The organism is Neobacillus niacini (assembly GCF_030817695.1).
Classification (GTDB): Bacteria; Bacillota; Bacilli; order Bacillales; family Cytobacillaceae; genus Neobacillus; species Neobacillus niacini_F.
Genome location: NZ_JAUSZQ010000002.1, coordinates 2,298,900 through 2,315,447 on the forward strand (window position 1 = coordinate 2,298,900; position 16,548 = coordinate 2,315,447).

Genomic DNA, 16,548 nt, shown 5'->3' on the forward strand with positions numbered 1-16,548 from the left:
AAGTAAATCTCATCATCAAAAATATTCACATTCTAGTAATGCATGGAAAAAAATGAACAAAAACAAACATAAACACTTAGGCCATCACCACTACAAAAACAAGCATAAAAGTGGCAGTTCCTTTTCAAGTTTTTATAGCAGTTAAATATTTTTATGTTTAAAAGAATGATTTTATTTGCCTCTAACAAAATGGAAAGCCGATTTCAGCAAAATGAAATCATAGCTAATCGCTACCAGGTTGTGAATCATCTAGGTGTGGGAAGCTACGGAAACAGTTACTTAGTCTTTGACCAACTATTACAACAAAAAAAAGTGTTAAAAGCCTTACGTATCCATAAAAGAATCACGAAGTCTGGCAGAAAAAGATTTGAGATTGAAAAAGAGCTGCTTCAATCCATTAAGCACCGTGGGTTTCCGAAGTATTTTGAGGATGGCAGTTACAAAGATATTCCTTTTTATACGATGGAATATATCGAAGGTAAGAATTTTGAACAGCTAATCTTTCAGGATGGGCGTCAATATACTGAATTAGAGGCTTTTAAAATAGCCAGTGATGTACTAGAGCTTATAAACTATTTACATGAACAGCAGCTTATTCACCGAGATATAAGGATTCCCAATGTAATTGCGAATGGTTCTGAGATTATGCTTATCGATTTGGGGCTTGCTAGGAAATATGATCAAGATGTTGGTGAACATAAAAAATCAAAACGGAATTTACGAAAAGAGATTACTCCTCAAGCGGACCTTTATGGTTTGGGTCATTTTTTGTTGTTTTTACTTTACTCTAACTATTCCTTTCTAAAAAAGCAGAAAGAAAGCAGCTGGGAAGAAGAATTAGAGATATCCTATCAAGCAAAGCACATTATTAGCAGGCTTTTACAAATAGAAGACTGCTATGAGAGCTGCGCACAAGTAAAGACAGATATGAAAATATTAATTGGGAAATAAGGAGGAAATGATAATGGCTTTTTTTGATAAAGTATTTGCTAGTGTAGGAATTGGTTCTGCTACGGTTGACACAAAGCTTGAGCGAGATCGATATACGCCTGGGGAGACGATTAACGGTGTAGTTGAAATCAGAGGCGGGAAGGTAGACCAACAGGTAGATGACATCTATTTATCGTTAAATACTACTTATTTAAAAGAATCAGATGATAAAAAGTATAATGTTACAGCTACTATTGATCGTTTCCGTATTACCAGTCCATTTACCATTGGAAAAAATGAAAGAAAAGAAATCCCTTTTTCCTTCCAGCTTCCACTAGACACACCACTTTCAATTGGCAGGTCTAAAATCTGGGTTACCACAGGGTTAGATATTAAAAATGCAGTGGATCCTGGTGATAAAGACTTTATTCAAGTTGTACCTAATCAATTAATGAATGCAATCTTTAATGCAGTTGACGGTCTTGGATTCCGTTTGCGTGAGGCGGATTGTGAAGAAGCTTCATACAAAGTAAGAGGCCGCTTGCCATTTGTGCAGGAATTTGAATATGTTCCGACCTCCGGACCTTTCCGCGGAAGATTAGATGAGCTTGAAGTAGTAATGCGGCCATCTGGAAATGGAGCAATAGAATTACTTTTACAAGTAGATCGTCGTGCTCGTGGATTGGGAGGATTATTTGCAGAAGCAGCAGGTTTGGATGAAACCAATGTAAGATTAACAGTTACATCAGCTGACATTCCAAACCTCCAACAGCAAATTCAAAGTGTTATTCAGAGATTTTCTTAATACTCGACAAAAAAAGACGCAATTCTCTGAAGGATTCTACTATGTTCATCTCTAATTATTAAAGTAATGACAATTATTTTAATGATTGGAGGGGATAAGATGATCAAGGCGATAACCAGAAGAGCTAATATTCAATATGATGTGACAATCTTTCAAACTCCAAAGTATAGAGAATACAAAGGATACCAACAAGTTTATCGTACCTTTATTCGTGCAGGTACCCATGAAAGTTGTTTGGAGGAAACATTTAGTCTCTTTAATGTTACCGATCGAATTCCATCGAATTATAAGGGAAGATTTCTTTCCACTGGAGATATCATCTTAATTGACGAGGGTCGCGGCGGGCAGCATTATTATCAATTGAAGCCTGGCGGCTGGCAGCCTATAAATCGAATCCATATAAGATAAAAGAAGACCTAAGGAGCCCTTCCTTAGGTTTCTTTTGTGGATTAACCTCTTGCTTTTCTTCCGCCAGCAGCACTATTTTCTTTTGCGTGTGCTTCATGTTCTGCAATGATTGCCTCGGGTGGAATATGGTTATTTTTCTTTGGACGATTTGTTTGTGCTCTATGCTTTTTTCCCATAATGTATCGTACCTCCTTTGGATAATATAAAAATAGCTTCCCACAAATAAAAAAAATCATGACCATTTCAATCAAAGGTTTTTCAATCGAAATTGGTTATGATATATTGACAAGTGTGAGTTTAGGACTTCACTTAGATGACTGGAGGATTTTTATTATGAGTGTACATATTGGTGCGAAGGAAAATGAAATTGCAGAAACGGTATTACTGCCAGGAGACCCGCTCAGGGCTAAATATATTGCAGAAACCTTCTTAGAGGATGCAAAATGCTATAACGAAGTAAGAAATATGTTTGGTTTTACTGGTACTTATAAAGGGAAAAGAATTTCTGTTCAGGGAACAGGAATGGGAGTTCCCTCTATCTCGATATATGTAAATGAATTAATGAACAGCTACAATGTTCAAAATTTGATCCGTGTCGGTACTTGTGGTGCGATTCAAAAGGATGTAAAAGTTCGCGATGTTATTTTAGCGATGACAAGTTCAACTGATTCCAACATGAATCGTTTGACCTTTGGAGGCGTCGATTTTGCTCCGTGTGCTAACTTTGATTTGCTCAGAAAGGCCTATGATGCAGGAGTAGAAAAAGGACTAAATCTAAAAGTAGGGAACATTTTCACAGCAGACTCGTTCTATAATGATAATGCTGAACTTGAAAAATGGGCTAAATATCAAATTCTTGCAATTGAGATGGAAACAACAGCTTTATATACGTTAGCGGCTAAATTTAACCGCAAAGCACTATCAGTTCTAACTGTAAGTGACCATATTTTAACAGGTGAAGAAACAACTGCCGAAGAGAGACAATTAACATTTAACGATATGATTGAAGTAGCATTAGAAGCTGCTACAAAATAATAGGAAAATCGACCTCTTTCAATGCCTGAAAGAGGTTTTCTAATTGACGTTTTTGGTAAAAATAGATATAGTGCATTAAGGAAGAAGAAAGATAGATAGGTGAGAAAATGGGTTGGAAAACTTTATTATCGATTGGTTTCTTAACCATTCTAATTAGCGGCTGCAGTCAAATCGATTCACTTTTAAATAAGCTTCCGTTTACTGCTGATGACCATAGTAAGAATCAGCAGTCACAAGAAGATATGCCTCCTCTTAATGATCCACTTAGTTTGGAATCAATATTTTTCAATGAAGTAAAAGAAGTAGATGGCAAAAATGTGATTCAAAATTCTACCAATGTCATGGCGTTGGTTAACAAAGATTTTTACCTGCCTGAAGATTACACTCCAGGAGACCTTGTTAGACCAAATGTTGAGTTTTCATTTGGTGAGGAGGAAATAGAAAAAAGTTTAATGAGAAAAGAAGCGGCTGAAGCATTAGAGAAAATGTTTGCGGCTGCTGAAAAAGACGGAATAGAACTATATGCCATTTCAGGTTACCGCTCATATAGCCGGCAAAAATCGCTGTTTGAAGCTGAAGTAAATAGAGTGGGGCTAGAAAAGGCTGTTCAGGCAGTTGCTTTTCCAGGGGCGAGTGAACATCAATCAGGGTTAGCTATGGATATTTCAAGCAAATCAAATAAATTCTACTTAAATGAAGCCTTCGCTGACACAACAGAAGGAAAATGGCTGAAGGATAACGCCTATCGCTTTGGTTTTATTCTAAGATATCCGAAAGAGAAAAAAGACATTACCAACTATATGTATGAACCTTGGCATTATCGCTATGTTGGAATTAAGGCAGCAACAATTATGTACAAGCATAATTGGACATTAGAGGAGTATTTTAATGAAGTAAAGAAAATATAAAGAATACAGTACGGCACGCCTAAGGCAGGATGTGCCGGTTTTTTATTAAAAAGATTAGAAAACAGTCTGTTGTATTGGCACCCTGTTGATTGGAACGGAAGGCACGAAGACTCCTCGAAAATGCTGTCGCATTTTCTTCGTGCGTGGGCAGATTCAAGGAAGTAATTCAATGTCCTGCGGGATGACGGGGCTGGGGAGACCCCACAGGCGCTTAAGCGCCGAGGAGGCTCCCCGGCACGCCCGCGGAAAGCGAAGTGCCTCGTGACAGGCAAAGACCGCCTGTGCCTGCGATGATTATTCAAAGAAGCTTTCCTTAGTGGAGTGGAGATCAACAGGCATATATTCAAAGGAATGAATAATATTTCTTTTTTATTTTTTATTAAAAGATGTTATTCTAATCTTTAAGGGCTAGTTTTACATATTATTTTTTCGACAATGAAAGTGGTGAAGGCTTTGGATGAACAAAACGTTGAACAAGAACATACCGAACAAGAACAAGTAACAGACAAAAAATCAGGATATGTACACATTAAGAAATTTCATTTTATATTGATACTGTTTTTCCTTGTATTACTATCTACAGGAATAACAACATTTGCTCTATCATTCGGAGAAGAAAAAGTCATTACAGTAGGAACAGAAAGAGCTGAATTTGAAAAACTTTACGCTGCCTACGATACATTAAAGAGCGGATATTTCGAGGAACTTGACCAAAAAAAACTAATCAATGGGGCTATTGATGGTATGGTAAAGGCCCTGGATGATCCATATACAGACTATATGAGCGTGGAGGAAGCTGAAAACTTTCATAGCTCTATCAATTCATCTTTCCAAGGAATTGGAGCTGAAATCCAAGAGAAAGATGGACATATTACCATTGTTTCACCTATCAAAGGATCTCCTGCGGAAAAAGCAGGATTGAAACCAAATGATATCATCATGTCAGTAGATGGCAAAAGTCTTCAGGGAATGACTTCAACTGAAGCAGTAACGATTATTCGCGGTAAAAAGGGGACAAAGGTTGAGTTGACCATCCAACGCCCAGGAACGGATGCACCGGTAAAGGTCCCGATTATTCGCGATGATATTCCGATTGAAACGGTTTATGGTGAGATGGTTGGCGATGGTATTGCAAAGGTTCAAATTACTAGTTTCTCTACCAATACATCAAAAGACCTTACAGCAAAGTTGAATGAACTTCAAAAAGAAGGTATGAAAGGGTTAGTCTTGGATCTGCGCCAAAACCCAGGTGGATTATTAGATGAAGCCATCAGTATCTCAAGTATGTTTGTTCCAAAAGGGAAGTTGATATTAAAAGTGGAAGACCGTAATGGAAAGACGGAGGAGTACCCTTCACAAAATGATGGAGATCCTGACTTCCCATTAGTGATATTAATCGATAAAGGAAGTGCCAGCGCTTCAGAAATTCTTGCTGGAGCAGTAAGTGAATCTGCTGGAGTAAAGCTTGTAGGTGAAACCTCCTTTGGGAAAGGAACTGTTCAGACAGCCAAGGATTTCCCTGATAAATCAAATATTAAATTTACAACGGCTAAATGGCTCACGCCCAATGGTAACTGGATTCATAAAAAGGGAATTAAGCCTGATTTCGAAGTTCCGCTTCCGGAGTATGCATCTCTGCCAATCATAAACCTAGATAAAGAGCTGAAGCTGTCTAGCTCTTCAACTGAGGTTGAAACAGCACAGAAAATGTTAAAAGCAATCGGTTTTGATCCAGGTCGTGAAGATGGATTCTTTGATGAGAAAACCCAAGGTGCTGTAAGCAGTTTCCAAACCGCTAATAATTTGCCTGCTGATGGAGTTTTAAAAGGGGATTCCACTTTTAAATTAATGGAAAAACTGAGAGAAATGATTGAAACAAATGATACGCAACTTCAAAAGGCAATTGAAGTGTTAAAAGAAGAAATGAAATAATGAAGAGGTCTGGACCATTTGGTTCAGGCTTTTTTGTGTGAAGAAAGTATAATCTTTGCCTGATTTTCCAACAATGGAGATGAAATAAACGGAAATTAGGTGAGGTATAAATTTGAAAAAATTAGTCATTGCCGTAATCGTCCTATCGTTTTTCGGATTTGGTCCATTAAAGTCTTTTTTTCAAAGTGGTACAGAAAACGACGGGGAAGGAAGAAAGAGTATCCCCATCCTAGAAAAATTAAAGGACACATCAAAAAGTGAAGAGAAGGTTGAAACCTATCTTATTATGGAAAAGAGGACAGAACCTGCTTCATCCAATACAGAACCAGGAATGCTTTTAAAATATGATAAAGATAACAAAAAAATCGAATATGGGACGATCTTGCTTCCAATGATTGAACAAGAAGCTGAAATCCACGAGCTGAAAAGTGCGGTAAAAGAAAAATATCAAGTAGATATTGATTATTGTGTCCTCTTTGATACGAATAGTATAAGTACGTTAATCGATTTGCTTGCACCAAATGGTATTGAAATGACCAAAGAAGGGCAATTAGCTGGTGAAGCCCAAACACTAAAGGGCGAGGATTTTGTATGGTATTTGGAGCAGCTAAAGCTGAATCCTAGTTCCTCAAACGAATTATCTCCGATATTTATGGCCTTAAAACAAGAAATTATCAATCGAATATCGCCAGAAAAAATAATTACTTTAGCACCGCAAATCGTTAATGAGACTTTAAAGAGTGTCACTACTGACATTGGTAAAGGAAAATTAATGGATTTAGGATTATCTGTGGTGATGAACCCAGTTACTTCAATTGAACAAATCAACATAGTGGCGGCTAATCAAAGAGTTGAGTTTGAAAAGGTAAATAAAATGTTGGAAGACGAACAAGAGTTATATTAACCACAAACAAAAAGGCGAATGATTCATTTTCTTCCTTCTCAATTTTCAGGAAGAACATCTAATAATTGACGAATTCTTTCTTTTTTACGTTCTATCAATTCTGCAATAAATTGACCATATTCGGTATCTTTTTGTGAGGCCATCTCTTCATATAGTTCCTTTAACTGGTCAAGGTGCTCTTTTAGGGTATATTCATTCACGCCAGAACCTCCAGACTGTACTTTGCGAAGGATGATTTCAACGAGTTTATCATTGGTTGCCTCTAGTGATTTTGTTCCTTGTCGGACATAAATGGCGCCATATCGAAGCTCGTTTCGTTGAACAACCGAAGTATAGGGAACATATTTTGGATCATATTCAATAATGAGTACCTGAAACCGTTTATTACTGAAGGCTAGTTGATCCTTATTATAATGAAAATCTTCTGTCCGATATTTTAAATATTTTGGCAGTAAATTGGCCAGTTTGTTGTCAATATCTGCTTTATCTAAGAAGTCATCTTCGTTTAGGCCAGTTAAAGCAATAGCACCCTCATCATTTTGACTGACGCCGACTATAATACAGCCTCCACCCGAATTTGCGATAGCCAGAACATGTTTTGCCATTTTAGAAAATTCTGTCCATTTGGTTTTAAAGTCTAGAAAATCCGTTTCTCCCGTATTGTGAAGAAGAAGGTCTTTTAACGATTCATGTGAAGGGTTCTTAATGAAATGCAGGAGACTTTTTGGGTAGACATACTCATAGATCATGAGGAATAGTCCTTTCTGAATATTCTTTTTACTATTATTATAAGCGGTTTGTATCTAGTTGTTAGCCCAATTTCAGATATAATAAAAGGAATATCAGATGAAAAAGAGGTAAGCAGTATGCACAACACTGAGGTTTATATATTATCAGGTTTTTTGGGAAGCGGAAAAACGACACTTTTGAAGCGATTACTGGAGAATGAGCGATTTCTAGGCAGAAAAACGGCTGTCATGATGAATGAGCTGGGGAAGGTCTCGATTGATTCTGAAGTCGCTCGTGATGAGGACATCGCTTTGAAAGAATTATTAGGAGGCTGTATCTGCTGTTCGATTCAGGACAAACTTGAAGCGCAGCTGCAGGACTTATTAATAAATGAAAAACCAGAAGTCATTTATATTGAAACAACGGGTGCCGCACACCCAGTTGAAGTTCTAGACGCCATTCTTTCACCATTATTTGCCGATCAATTTACGATAAAGGGAATTGTAACCACTGTGGATGGATTAAGATGGAGAGATAGAAAAGTATTAAGCCCACAGATTCACCAATTGCTTCTCGAGCAGGTTAGGCACGCAGATTTCATTCTGATTAATAAAATGGATGAACTGTCAGAATCTGAACAGGCGAAAATTATTTATGAAATTCAGGGAATTAATTCGGCGGCACGTTGTTTATTAACCACTTTTTCACAGGTTTCAATCGATGAATTGAGAAAACTAACTTTATCATTTGATAAAGAAACGAGTTCATCATTCTCTAAAACAGCCCTTAATTTAACTACCTTTGTTTATCAATTTCAAGGCCCTATAAGCCATACAGGGTTCGAAGAATTTTTGAAGGATTTACCGGAGAGGATTTATCGAATCAAAGGATATGTGAAATTTGATCCTTCATCCAAACCATATCTCTTTCAATACTCATATGGAATGCCTTTTTATATGAAGGAAGAAATGAATTTACCATTAAATCTTGTGTTCATAGGTGAAAATATTCGATGGTTAGAGCTTGAAGAGAAACTCAAAAGACTTGAAAATGCCTTCAATATCCAATAAGAATAATGAATGAACATTTCTTCTTCAGGTAACTCTTTTAATGTAGTTATTTAACATTAAAAGGGGGATTAGATGAAGAGTAGAACAGTTTTTGTGATGGTAATTCTTTTCCTCCTATATGGTCAAGGGATTCATGCTGTTACAAATGTTAGTTACAAAATTGAAATGCTTCCATGGGAAGAAGTCAATAAAGTTTTGCCAAAGTATTCAAAGTTTACCGTCCTGGATATTGAAACCGGCAAGAAGTTTAAAGTTCAAAGACGTGCGGGAAGTCATCATGCCGATGTACAGCCATTGACTCCGAAGGATACAAAAGTTATGAAAAAAATCTACGGTGGAAAATGGAGCTGGAAACGGCGGGCCATCATCGTGATTAGAAAGGACCAATGGATTGCGGGATCCATGCACGGTATGCCGCATGGCGCTGGGGCTTTAAAAAATAACTTTCCGGGGCATTTTTGTATCCACTTCTACGGAAGTACCACCCATCGAACAAATGCGATGGACCTTTCACATATGTTAATGATATTTAAGGCTTCTGGAAAACTCGAAGAGTACTTAAGTATGGCCTCGCCATATGAAACAGTTGAAGCATATATCGCTGGTTTAAAGCAGCAGGATGTGTATATTTCTAAGTTAATCAGCGCGCAAAAAATTAATTGGAAGCCAGTACTAGGCAAAATTGAAAACGTTAGAATAACAAGAATGCCGATATTACCTGCCGAAGATTTAAGACAGGAAATAAGCATGGATGTACCTGTGGAAATTGACTGGTTTATAAAAAATAGAGGAAGGCAGCACTACAGGGGCGAAATCCATTTAATGCGGTTTTCCACGATGGAAGCATGGAAGATAGATACTGTATCCTTCCTTAAAGAAAATGATTTAAAATAACATGAAAAAACACCTTCATAAAGGTGTTTTTTCATGTTAGGCTTGCTGGCCAAATTTTATGAACGTCCTCTCGTCCTCAATTAACCCGCAGGAGGCACATTGAATTCGATAATCTGGTCCATTATAAGGAAGGTGAAAGGGTTCTAAATCGTTTTCGCTGTATTCTCTGACGACCTCACCGGATTGGGGGTCTAGTTTTACAGATTGAGAAACTTGTTGGATTATATTGAAACGGCTTCGATTGGTTTTACAATTTGGACATTTATAAGGTGTTGACATGGTTATCTCCTTTCACAATATTATTGTATTTATTTTTTGCGATAATGTTAGAAAGTATGTAACAATGCAATTGAGGATATATGGAGGTGGCTGTATGACTAGTAGCGACTTCAATTATGATGAATTATTAGCTGAATATCGCATGATTTGGAATAATCGTTTGCTTGCTGCCGGTGATAGAAGCAGTGAAGACACACTATAGGAAGCAGTGAAAAGAGAACTGCTCGATGTAAATTCCCAGCCGAGAATTCGTAAAAATAAGTACGAGAAATATTATTCTGCTATTAACAGAATCACACAGTCAACAATCTCAAATGAAGCAATGGTAGCACTCATACAGTTGCATAATGGTGCTATGGAGCAAATAATAAAGGAGGGATAAAGATGAGAAAGTACTTATTTCTAATTCTAATCATTGTATCTGTTTTGAACATCAGTGCATGCAATAATAAAGATAAAAAAGCTGAAGAGCTGCCTGATTTTGTGGAGGTGAATTTGACGGTTAACCCTGAAAAAGGAAATGTCAACGAACCGATGGTTTTTGAAGCAAAGGTAACCCAAGGAGCTGAAAATGTTGAAGACGCCGATGAGGTGACCTTTGAAATTTGGCGTTCCAAAGATGAAAAGCACGAAAAAATCAAAGTGGAACATACCACAGATGGCATCTATCGTTTAGAAAAATCATTTCAGCAAGAAGGGACTTATTACATTATTTCTCACGTTACCGCTAGAGACATGCATAACATGCCTAAAAAAGTATTCGTTGTTGGAACACCAAGTGAACCAGAAGATCCAAGTGAATCGAAGAATGATATGAATATGGAAGGGCATTAAGAACAAAAAGCGGAAGCGCCTTGACCAGAGAAAAAAGCAGTTCATTTTTTCCTAGCCCCGACAGGCAAAAGTTCGGCAAAAAAGTCCGTTCTTTGGACTTTTATTGCCGAAGGTTTTTTGACCCCGAGGGGCTAGGCGCTGCAGCTAGATTAAAAAGGGAAAGACAGCTGAAGATTTGTATGCTGTCTTTCCCTTTTTACATTTCTGTCACATCGATTTGCGAATATTGAATGTCATGTGATTTTATTAATTTGATCTCGAGTATTCCGTCTCTAAATTTTGCAGATGAGCCTTTCTTTTTTACCATTGCTGGAAGCGTGATGGAATGTTTATCATCTCGCTCGGGTATGTTTTCGACCATCAACTGGTTTGCAGTATGATAGATCCGCAAAACTTTAAGGAGTGATTCATCCTTAATCGGGATCCTGACAAAAACAGAATCATGCGTTTCAAAGGATGCAGCGTTTAATGAATTTGCCTGCTGAGAGGGCTGGGGGCGAAAATGATTGACGAAGTCATGAGAATTCATGGTGCTTCCGGATTGAGCAGGCATGACATTTCCCAAAATTCCTTTGATAAATTGGTCGATTTCATCAGGTTTCATTTGCTGAAGCTTATTTTTCATATCTTTATTAAAAGGAAAAAAATTAAACGGGAACATAGACTCCCCACCTTCCAGCACACTGGGCATTGATACCTTATACTATGCAGCATAGGCTGCTGGCGTTATAAATAACTAGAAATTTGAAAATATAATCAAGCCTTCCAAGCATATAGTTTTAGAAAACATTAATGTGAGGTTATGGCTCGTGAAGAAAAAAACCGCTTTAATTACTGGAGGAGCTACTGGTTTAGGAAAAAAAACTGCCTGCCAGCTTGCAAAACAAGGCTACCAGCTAGCTGTTAATTATCGAAACAGTAACCAAGAAGCAATACTTCTTTCAAAAGAGCTTGAAGAGAAATTCGGGAGTGAAATTATTTGTATTCAAGGAGATGTTGCCATTCAGGCAGATTGTACAAGAATTGTTGAAACAGTTATTTCGGAATTTACCTCCATCGATGTTGTCATTCATAATGCAGGACCCTATGTACGTGAAAGAAAGAAACTGACGGAATACTCATTCGATGAATGGAATTATATAATCAATGGGAATCTAAATGCTGTTTTTTATTTATCGAAAGCGATTATTCCTATTATGAGAGAGCGGCAATGGGGGAGAATCATCACTATGGGTTTTGAAAGGGTAGAAACCAGTCCTGGCTGGGTTTACCGTTCGGCTTTCGCTGCTGCAAAAACAGGGCTGGCATCGCTGACAAGAACCATTGCAATCGAAGAAGCCGCAAATGGTATTACGGCTAATATGGTTTGCCCTGGGGATATTATTTCTCACTGGAAGGAGAAAAGGATTGAGGAAGCGACTTTTAGTGAAAGCGTGCCAGTGGGAAGACAAGGAACAGGGGAAGACATCTCGCGTGTCATTTCCTTTCTAGTAGACGAAAAGTCTGACTTTATAACTGGAAGTATCATTCCTGTCACTGGAGGAAAGGATGTCCTGGGAAAAGTTTATTCTCAAAAAGGTCAGTCAAAATAATTTTCCTTTTACAATTTTTTGAACTATTCTATTTTTTGGAATGATTTATGTTCCTTTTGTGGATAATAAATCTAACACATCTATGAAAGGAGCAAAATAAAATGAGTTTTAACATGAATCGTATTAATCCAAATCAAACTCAAGTATTTTTTCATGATGGTCGTTTTGAAACATTAACGAACGAGGAACTAGAAGAATTTTTGCTCCATATGGGTATAACTGAGGTTAATTTCGGAACGGAACCAAACATAACGGATTAATTAAATTCTCTTTATAACAAAAAAAGCAATCGGCTGTAGCCGGTTGCTTTTATGCTTCTAACAAATGTGATGGTTCTTCCTGTACAGAACCATTATTACGCATGAGGTAAAAGGAGTATTGGTCTTTTGGTATTTCATATAAATCATATACATCACCATTCGCATTTAACTGGTCGTATAGTGATTTTCTAGTTTCATTTGCCTTAACTACATAAGGGAGTTTTTCTGCAGCCTTAATAGACCTAATATTGACTTTACGAATCCTCATAAAGATGGTCTCTATTCCTAACGTATAAAAAGCCTCTTGGAAAAAAGCATCCTTCGCTGGAGCGTTATAACCTTTCCCGTGATAAGGTTTTCCAAGCCAAGTGCCTAAAAATCCTGCATTATCTTCGATATCAAAAAGATTTATGGTTCCGATAGGGGCACCCCATTCATCAAGGATAGTCCGCGATATTAATTCACCGCGTTCTTCCGCTTCAATCGTTTGTTTCGTCATAAAGATAAATTCTTCATATGAAGAACATTTTTGGCGCACAAAAGGGAAGACATCTGGATGCGACATAAGTTCAAATAATACATGGCTGTCATGAAGATCTCGTTTCTTAAGCATTGAATTTCCCTCCATTGGGCAATCCGATCCCATGTCTAAAGAAGCGGCCCACCCACGAAATTTTTTATTCAGATAAACTAAAAAATTTCGGGGTGGGAATCGAACCCACTAGAACCAGGTATTACTGGTGGCGCACCATTTGCCTTCCCTATATCATTTTTTTTGCTGCGGAAATAATGTGATTTCCCCCTAGATTTTTAGGCCTTCTTTCGGTTTCACTTAGAGTATCATACTAGAAAAAATAAAAAAAATAAATAGGTTTTTTGTTGATTTTTCGTGTTTATTTATTGGCAAATTTCAACATATTTCTACTGTTCTGAGAATACGATTTCACCACTAATCATTGTCCATTTTGGTTTTGCTAAATAATGAAAAGGATGGTGACTCCATAGAACTAAGTCTGCGTCTTTTCCTTCTTCAATGCTGCCTATCTGGTGGTCTAACCTTAGGTTCCTTGCCGGTAAAATGGTAATCCCTTCTAATGCTTTTTCCTCCGAGAGACCTTCGCGCACGGCGATACCCGCACATATATTTAAATATTGAATGGGGGTATACGGGTGATCGGTAGTAATCGATACTTCGACACCATTATTTGTGAGCTCTTGATACGTTTTCCAAGTCTTATTTTTTAGTTCAATTTTTGATCTCCTTGTTAAGGTCGGACCGACAGAAACCTTTAAGTTCATCCCAGATAACTCACTGGCAATTAAATGCCCTTCAGTACAATGCTCAATTCTTAAATCAAGGTTGAATTCCTCAGCGAGACGTAATGCGGTAATGATATCGTCAGCACGATGAGCATGAATTCTGACAGGAATTTCTCTTTTTAATGCCATTACAAGTGGAGCTACTCGTAAATCCTCAGGAGTATCGGTATGGATTGCTTTATAGAACGCTTCTCTAAGCATTCCCATGATGCCCATTCTTGTTATCGAATCATTATTTCCCTGACTATGGATTCTTTTTGGATTTTCTCCTAATGCGAGTTTTAGACCTGCAATTTCCTGAACGATCATTTTTTTTACATTTTTCCCGGTTGTTTTAATAACAGATGTGGTGCCTCCAATTACATTTGCACTACCTGGCATGACGTGTGCGGTGGTGATTCCACTTTTGATTGCGTCGGAAAAAGCAGGATCTAAAGGATAGACGCCATCTATGGCTCTAATATGAGGAGTCATGGCCTCTGCTGTTTCGTTTGCATCATTACCAGCCCAGCCAGTTCCTTCATCGTATAGACCTAAATGGGTATGAACATCAATAAAGCCTGGAAAAAGATATAGTTGATTACAGTCCATTATTTTAACCGTTGAATCCGTTTGAAGATTTTTTCCTACCTTTATGATTTTTCCATTATCAATTAGAACATCAGCGCTTTTAAGCGGTTCAGATGTAATCGGGTAAAGTGTTGCGTTTTTTAAAAGTATTTTCATGATCATTAAACCTTTCTACACACTGATAATATTATTTTTATTATTTTATCAACTGGACGATTGAGTTGATAGTGGAAAATAAATGATTTTTTAAAAAATTATGAAACCTTTTACTGGTCACAGCGTAAGTATTAGGGAAAGATAGAAAAAATTTTCCTTTGGGGGAATCATAAAATGATAAAAAGCGAAGAAAGAATGCTTGCGGCAATTCTCTATGTTGTTGGTCTATTTTTTCCGATTATAGGTCCTCTTGTTATTTGGTTATTAAAGAAGGATGAGTCATCATATATCAATTATCATGGAAGAGAATATTTTAACTTTTTCATTTCATACACCGTTTATTCCGTAATAAGCGGGATTTTAATTTTCCTTATTGTGGGTATTTTCTTATTATGGATATTAGGAATAATGGCCCTAGTATTTACAATCATCGCAGCGGTCAAAGCATATGAAGGAAACGAATACCGATTCCCGCTAATTTTTAGAGTAATAAAATAATAAAATAGACCAACCGGCCCAGCAAAATAAATTTTTGCTGGGTTTTGAACGTTTTTATAGTTCAAACGTCATATCAATATATAAAGCCTCGCAGGTTTAACGAATAAGGAGGCAAAGGAGCGATCCTTAGAACTACTAGAACTTGTTGGAATTAGTGATGCAAAGAATAGGAGAGTAGGGAAATATTCAGGAGGGATGAAGCAAAGGCTCGGTATTGCACAGGCGATTATTCACCGGCCGCAGCTTGTCATGTTGGATGAGCCTGTTTCTGCATTAGATCCATTTGGCAGAAGAGAAGTACTAGAGCTTCTCGAAGGATTGAAAAGGGAGACCACGATTCTATTCTCCACACATATTTTGAATGATGCTGAGGAAGTTTGTGATGAAATCTTATTTTTACATAATGGAGAAATTGTAGAATCCGGACCAATGGATGATTTGCGTGAACGGCATCAGCAGGCAAAGGTCGACTTAATTTTCCGTAAGAAAACAGAAGAGATGGAAAATACTTTTATAAATCATAGCATAACAAAATCTGTTCTGATAGATGGAAATCGGATAAGTGTGTTTGTTACCAATGTAGGGAGTGCCAGGAAGGAGTTCTTGAGACTAATTTCCGATAAAGAATGTGGAGAAATTTTAAATGGATCTGGGTTCCAATTACCTTCATCTTATTAGGTGTATCAGAGCCATTAACAAGTTATTATTTACCGCAAATCATTAAGTCCGTTGGCGGTCTGCCCGAGGGTGCAATCTTTGAAATGCCAAAACCAACGGCAGGGGCTGTTTTAGCTTCCGGTCTTAACCAATACTCGACTATCGGGGTGTTAGTCATTGTTCTTGGTACAATGGGTATCATTGCAGGTGAAAGAAAAAATGGAGTAGCTGCGATGATCCTTGTAAAGCCGGTTTCTTATCTTTCCTATGTTACCTCTAAATGGGCGGGTAGTCTTTTGCTAGTGTGGATTTCATTATTTATTGGGTATATATCAACCTGGTATTATACTGGTCAGTTATTTGAATGGGTACCTATTGGGGAATTTTTCCAAACGTTAGCTCTTTATGGATTATGGCTGACGGTCATATTAACCGTTACCGTGTTTTTTAGTGCTGTGCTTTTGTCGCCCGGAATGGCAGGATTTATCTCCTTAGCAATCGCGCTGGTACTAAGTATCCTAAGCGGTGCACTTTCTCACTTACTAGAATGGAGCCCTTCGCAATTAACTAGTTATGCAGGTGCTTTGCTTACAGCAGGGGAACTTCCTGATGATACACTGCCTGCAAGTTTTATATCACTCTTGCTTATCGTGATTCTATTATGGTTAAGTGTGTTTATTTTTAAGAAAAAAGAGCTTGCCTCCTAATTAGGTCAATTGTAATGGAGAGGTCATTTCGGGTGGCTTCTTTTTTTATCTACCAGCATT

At 37.6% G+C, this 16,548-nt stretch carries 22 protein-coding genes; 16 read left to right on the top strand and 6 right to left on the bottom strand.

Annotated features, from left to right (window positions below; genetic code table 11):
• Positions 1-189 precede the first annotated feature (189 nt).
• The 3 genes from QFZ28_RS11895 (at position 190) to QFZ28_RS11905 (ending at position 2,143) form a co-directional block, all read left to right on the top strand.
• Complete coding sequence (locus tag QFZ28_RS11895; RefSeq protein ID WP_307194824.1) at positions 190-951, top strand: serine/threonine protein kinase; 762 nt, start codon at positions 190-192, stop codon at positions 949-951.
• Between the two features lie 13 nt (positions 952-964).
• Positions 965-1,735: a sporulation protein gene (locus QFZ28_RS11900; RefSeq protein ID WP_307194825.1), complete on the top strand. Its 771-nt coding sequence runs from the start codon at positions 965-967 to the stop codon at positions 1,733-1,735.
• Positions 1,736-1,834: 99 nt separating this feature from the next.
• Positions 1,835-2,143 carry a YodL domain-containing protein gene (locus QFZ28_RS11905; RefSeq protein WP_307197009.1) on the top strand — a complete coding sequence of 103 codons (309 nt, stop codon included), beginning with the start codon at positions 1,835-1,837 and terminating at the stop codon, positions 2,141-2,143.
• A 41-nt stretch (positions 2,144-2,184) separates the two neighbouring features.
• On the opposite strand, the gene QFZ28_RS11910 is transcribed toward QFZ28_RS11905, so the two are convergent.
• The gene (locus tag QFZ28_RS11910; protein ID WP_307194826.1) at positions 2,185-2,319 is read right to left on the bottom strand and encodes a hypothetical protein; all 135 of its coding nucleotides are present in this window, start codon (positions 2,317-2,319) and stop codon (positions 2,185-2,187) included.
• A gap of 157 nt (positions 2,320-2,476) precedes the next feature.
• Here QFZ28_RS11910 and deoD point away from each other — a divergent pair, with 157 nt between their 5' ends.
• The 4 genes from deoD (at position 2,477) to QFZ28_RS11930 (ending at position 6,922) form a co-directional block, all read left to right on the top strand.
• Positions 2,477-3,178, top strand: coding sequence for a purine-nucleoside phosphorylase (gene deoD, locus QFZ28_RS11915; protein ID WP_307194827.1), 702 nt, complete (start codon positions 2,477-2,479; stop codon positions 3,176-3,178).
• A gap of 107 nt (positions 3,179-3,285) precedes the next feature.
• Positions 3,286-4,086 (top strand): M15 family metallopeptidase, encoded by an 801-nt coding sequence (locus QFZ28_RS11920; RefSeq protein WP_307194828.1) that lies wholly within the window; start codon positions 3,286-3,288, stop codon positions 4,084-4,086.
• Positions 4,087-4,521: 435 nt separating this feature from the next.
• A complete protein-coding gene (locus QFZ28_RS11925; RefSeq protein WP_307194829.1) occupies positions 4,522-6,018 on the top strand; it encodes a S41 family peptidase in 1,497 nt (498 codons plus the stop codon).
• Between the two features lie 112 nt (positions 6,019-6,130).
• On the top strand, positions 6,131-6,922 hold the full coding sequence (locus QFZ28_RS11930) for a hypothetical protein (RefSeq protein ID WP_307194830.1): 792 nt from the start codon (positions 6,131-6,133) through the stop codon (positions 6,920-6,922).
• A 38-nt stretch (positions 6,923-6,960) separates the two neighbouring features.
• Here the strand turns inward: QFZ28_RS11930 and QFZ28_RS11935 are convergent, their stop codons facing one another.
• Positions 6,961-7,671 (bottom strand): AlbA family DNA-binding domain-containing protein, encoded by a 711-nt coding sequence (locus tag QFZ28_RS11935; protein ID WP_307194831.1) that lies wholly within the window; start codon positions 7,669-7,671, stop codon positions 6,961-6,963.
• A gap of 117 nt (positions 7,672-7,788) precedes the next feature.
• On the opposite strand from QFZ28_RS11935, the gene QFZ28_RS11940 reads away from it, so the two are divergent.
• Entirely contained in the window at positions 7,789-8,721 is a 933-nt protein-coding gene (locus tag QFZ28_RS11940) for a CobW family GTP-binding protein (RefSeq protein WP_307194832.1), read from the top strand.
• A gap of 72 nt (positions 8,722-8,793) precedes the next feature.
• Positions 8,794-9,615, top strand: coding sequence for a hypothetical protein (locus QFZ28_RS11945; RefSeq protein ID WP_307194833.1), 822 nt, complete (start codon positions 8,794-8,796; stop codon positions 9,613-9,615).
• Between the two features lie 36 nt (positions 9,616-9,651).
• Here QFZ28_RS11945 and QFZ28_RS11950 read toward each other — a convergent pair whose 3' ends face one another.
• Positions 9,652-9,894, bottom strand: coding sequence for a DNA alkylation repair protein (locus QFZ28_RS11950; RefSeq protein ID WP_307194834.1), 243 nt, complete (start codon positions 9,892-9,894; stop codon positions 9,652-9,654).
• Positions 9,895-10,102: 208 nt separating this feature from the next.
• Here QFZ28_RS11950 and QFZ28_RS11955 point away from each other — a divergent pair, with 208 nt between their 5' ends.
• Together QFZ28_RS11955 and QFZ28_RS11960 are read left to right on the top strand one after the other, a co-directional pair.
• A complete protein-coding gene (locus QFZ28_RS11955) occupies positions 10,103-10,276 on the top strand; it encodes a hypothetical protein (RefSeq protein ID WP_307194835.1) in 174 nt (57 codons plus the stop codon).
• 2 nt (positions 10,277-10,278) lie between these two features.
• Complete coding sequence (locus QFZ28_RS11960; RefSeq protein ID WP_307194836.1) at positions 10,279-10,728, top strand: FixH family protein; 450 nt, start codon at positions 10,279-10,281, stop codon at positions 10,726-10,728.
• Between the two features lie 196 nt (positions 10,729-10,924).
• On the opposite strand, the gene QFZ28_RS11965 is transcribed toward QFZ28_RS11960, so the two are convergent.
• Positions 10,925-11,389 (bottom strand): Hsp20/alpha crystallin family protein, encoded by a 465-nt coding sequence (locus QFZ28_RS11965; RefSeq protein ID WP_307194837.1) that lies wholly within the window; start codon positions 11,387-11,389, stop codon positions 10,925-10,927.
• A 148-nt stretch (positions 11,390-11,537) separates the two neighbouring features.
• Here QFZ28_RS11965 and QFZ28_RS11970 point away from each other — a divergent pair, with 148 nt between their 5' ends.
• Both QFZ28_RS11970 and QFZ28_RS11975 read left to right on the top strand, forming a co-directional pair.
• The gene (locus QFZ28_RS11970; protein WP_307194838.1) at positions 11,538-12,320 is read left to right on the top strand and encodes an SDR family oxidoreductase; all 783 of its coding nucleotides are present in this window, start codon (positions 11,538-11,540) and stop codon (positions 12,318-12,320) included.
• Between the two features lie 101 nt (positions 12,321-12,421).
• The gene (locus QFZ28_RS11975; RefSeq protein WP_307194839.1) at positions 12,422-12,580 is read left to right on the top strand and encodes a hypothetical protein; all 159 of its coding nucleotides are present in this window, start codon (positions 12,422-12,424) and stop codon (positions 12,578-12,580) included.
• 49 nt (positions 12,581-12,629) lie between these two features.
• Here QFZ28_RS11975 and QFZ28_RS11980 read toward each other — a convergent pair whose 3' ends face one another.
• On the bottom strand, positions 12,630-13,193 hold the full coding sequence (locus QFZ28_RS11980) for a GNAT family N-acetyltransferase (protein WP_307194840.1): 564 nt from the start codon (positions 13,191-13,193) through the stop codon (positions 12,630-12,632).
• A 308-nt stretch (positions 13,194-13,501) separates the two neighbouring features.
• Entirely contained in the window at positions 13,502-14,629 is a 1,128-nt protein-coding gene (locus QFZ28_RS11985; RefSeq protein ID WP_307197010.1) for an amidohydrolase, read from the bottom strand.
• Between the two features lie 171 nt (positions 14,630-14,800).
• On the opposite strand from QFZ28_RS11985, the gene QFZ28_RS11990 reads away from it, so the two are divergent.
• From QFZ28_RS11990 to QFZ28_RS12000, 3 genes are all read left to right on the top strand, one after another.
• A complete protein-coding gene (locus QFZ28_RS11990; RefSeq protein ID WP_307194841.1) occupies positions 14,801-15,124 on the top strand; it encodes a DUF4870 domain-containing protein in 324 nt (107 codons plus the stop codon).
• A gap of 150 nt (positions 15,125-15,274) precedes the next feature.
• Complete coding sequence (locus QFZ28_RS11995; protein WP_373428127.1) at positions 15,275-15,802, top strand: ATP-binding cassette domain-containing protein; 528 nt, start codon at positions 15,275-15,277, stop codon at positions 15,800-15,802.
• Positions 15,751-16,488: an ABC transporter permease gene (locus tag QFZ28_RS12000; protein ID WP_307194842.1), complete on the top strand. Its 738-nt coding sequence runs from the start codon at positions 15,751-15,753 to the stop codon at positions 16,486-16,488. The genes QFZ28_RS11995 and QFZ28_RS12000 overlap by 52 nt, the downstream gene beginning before the upstream one ends.
• The last annotated feature ends 60 nt before the right edge of the window (positions 16,489-16,548 follow it).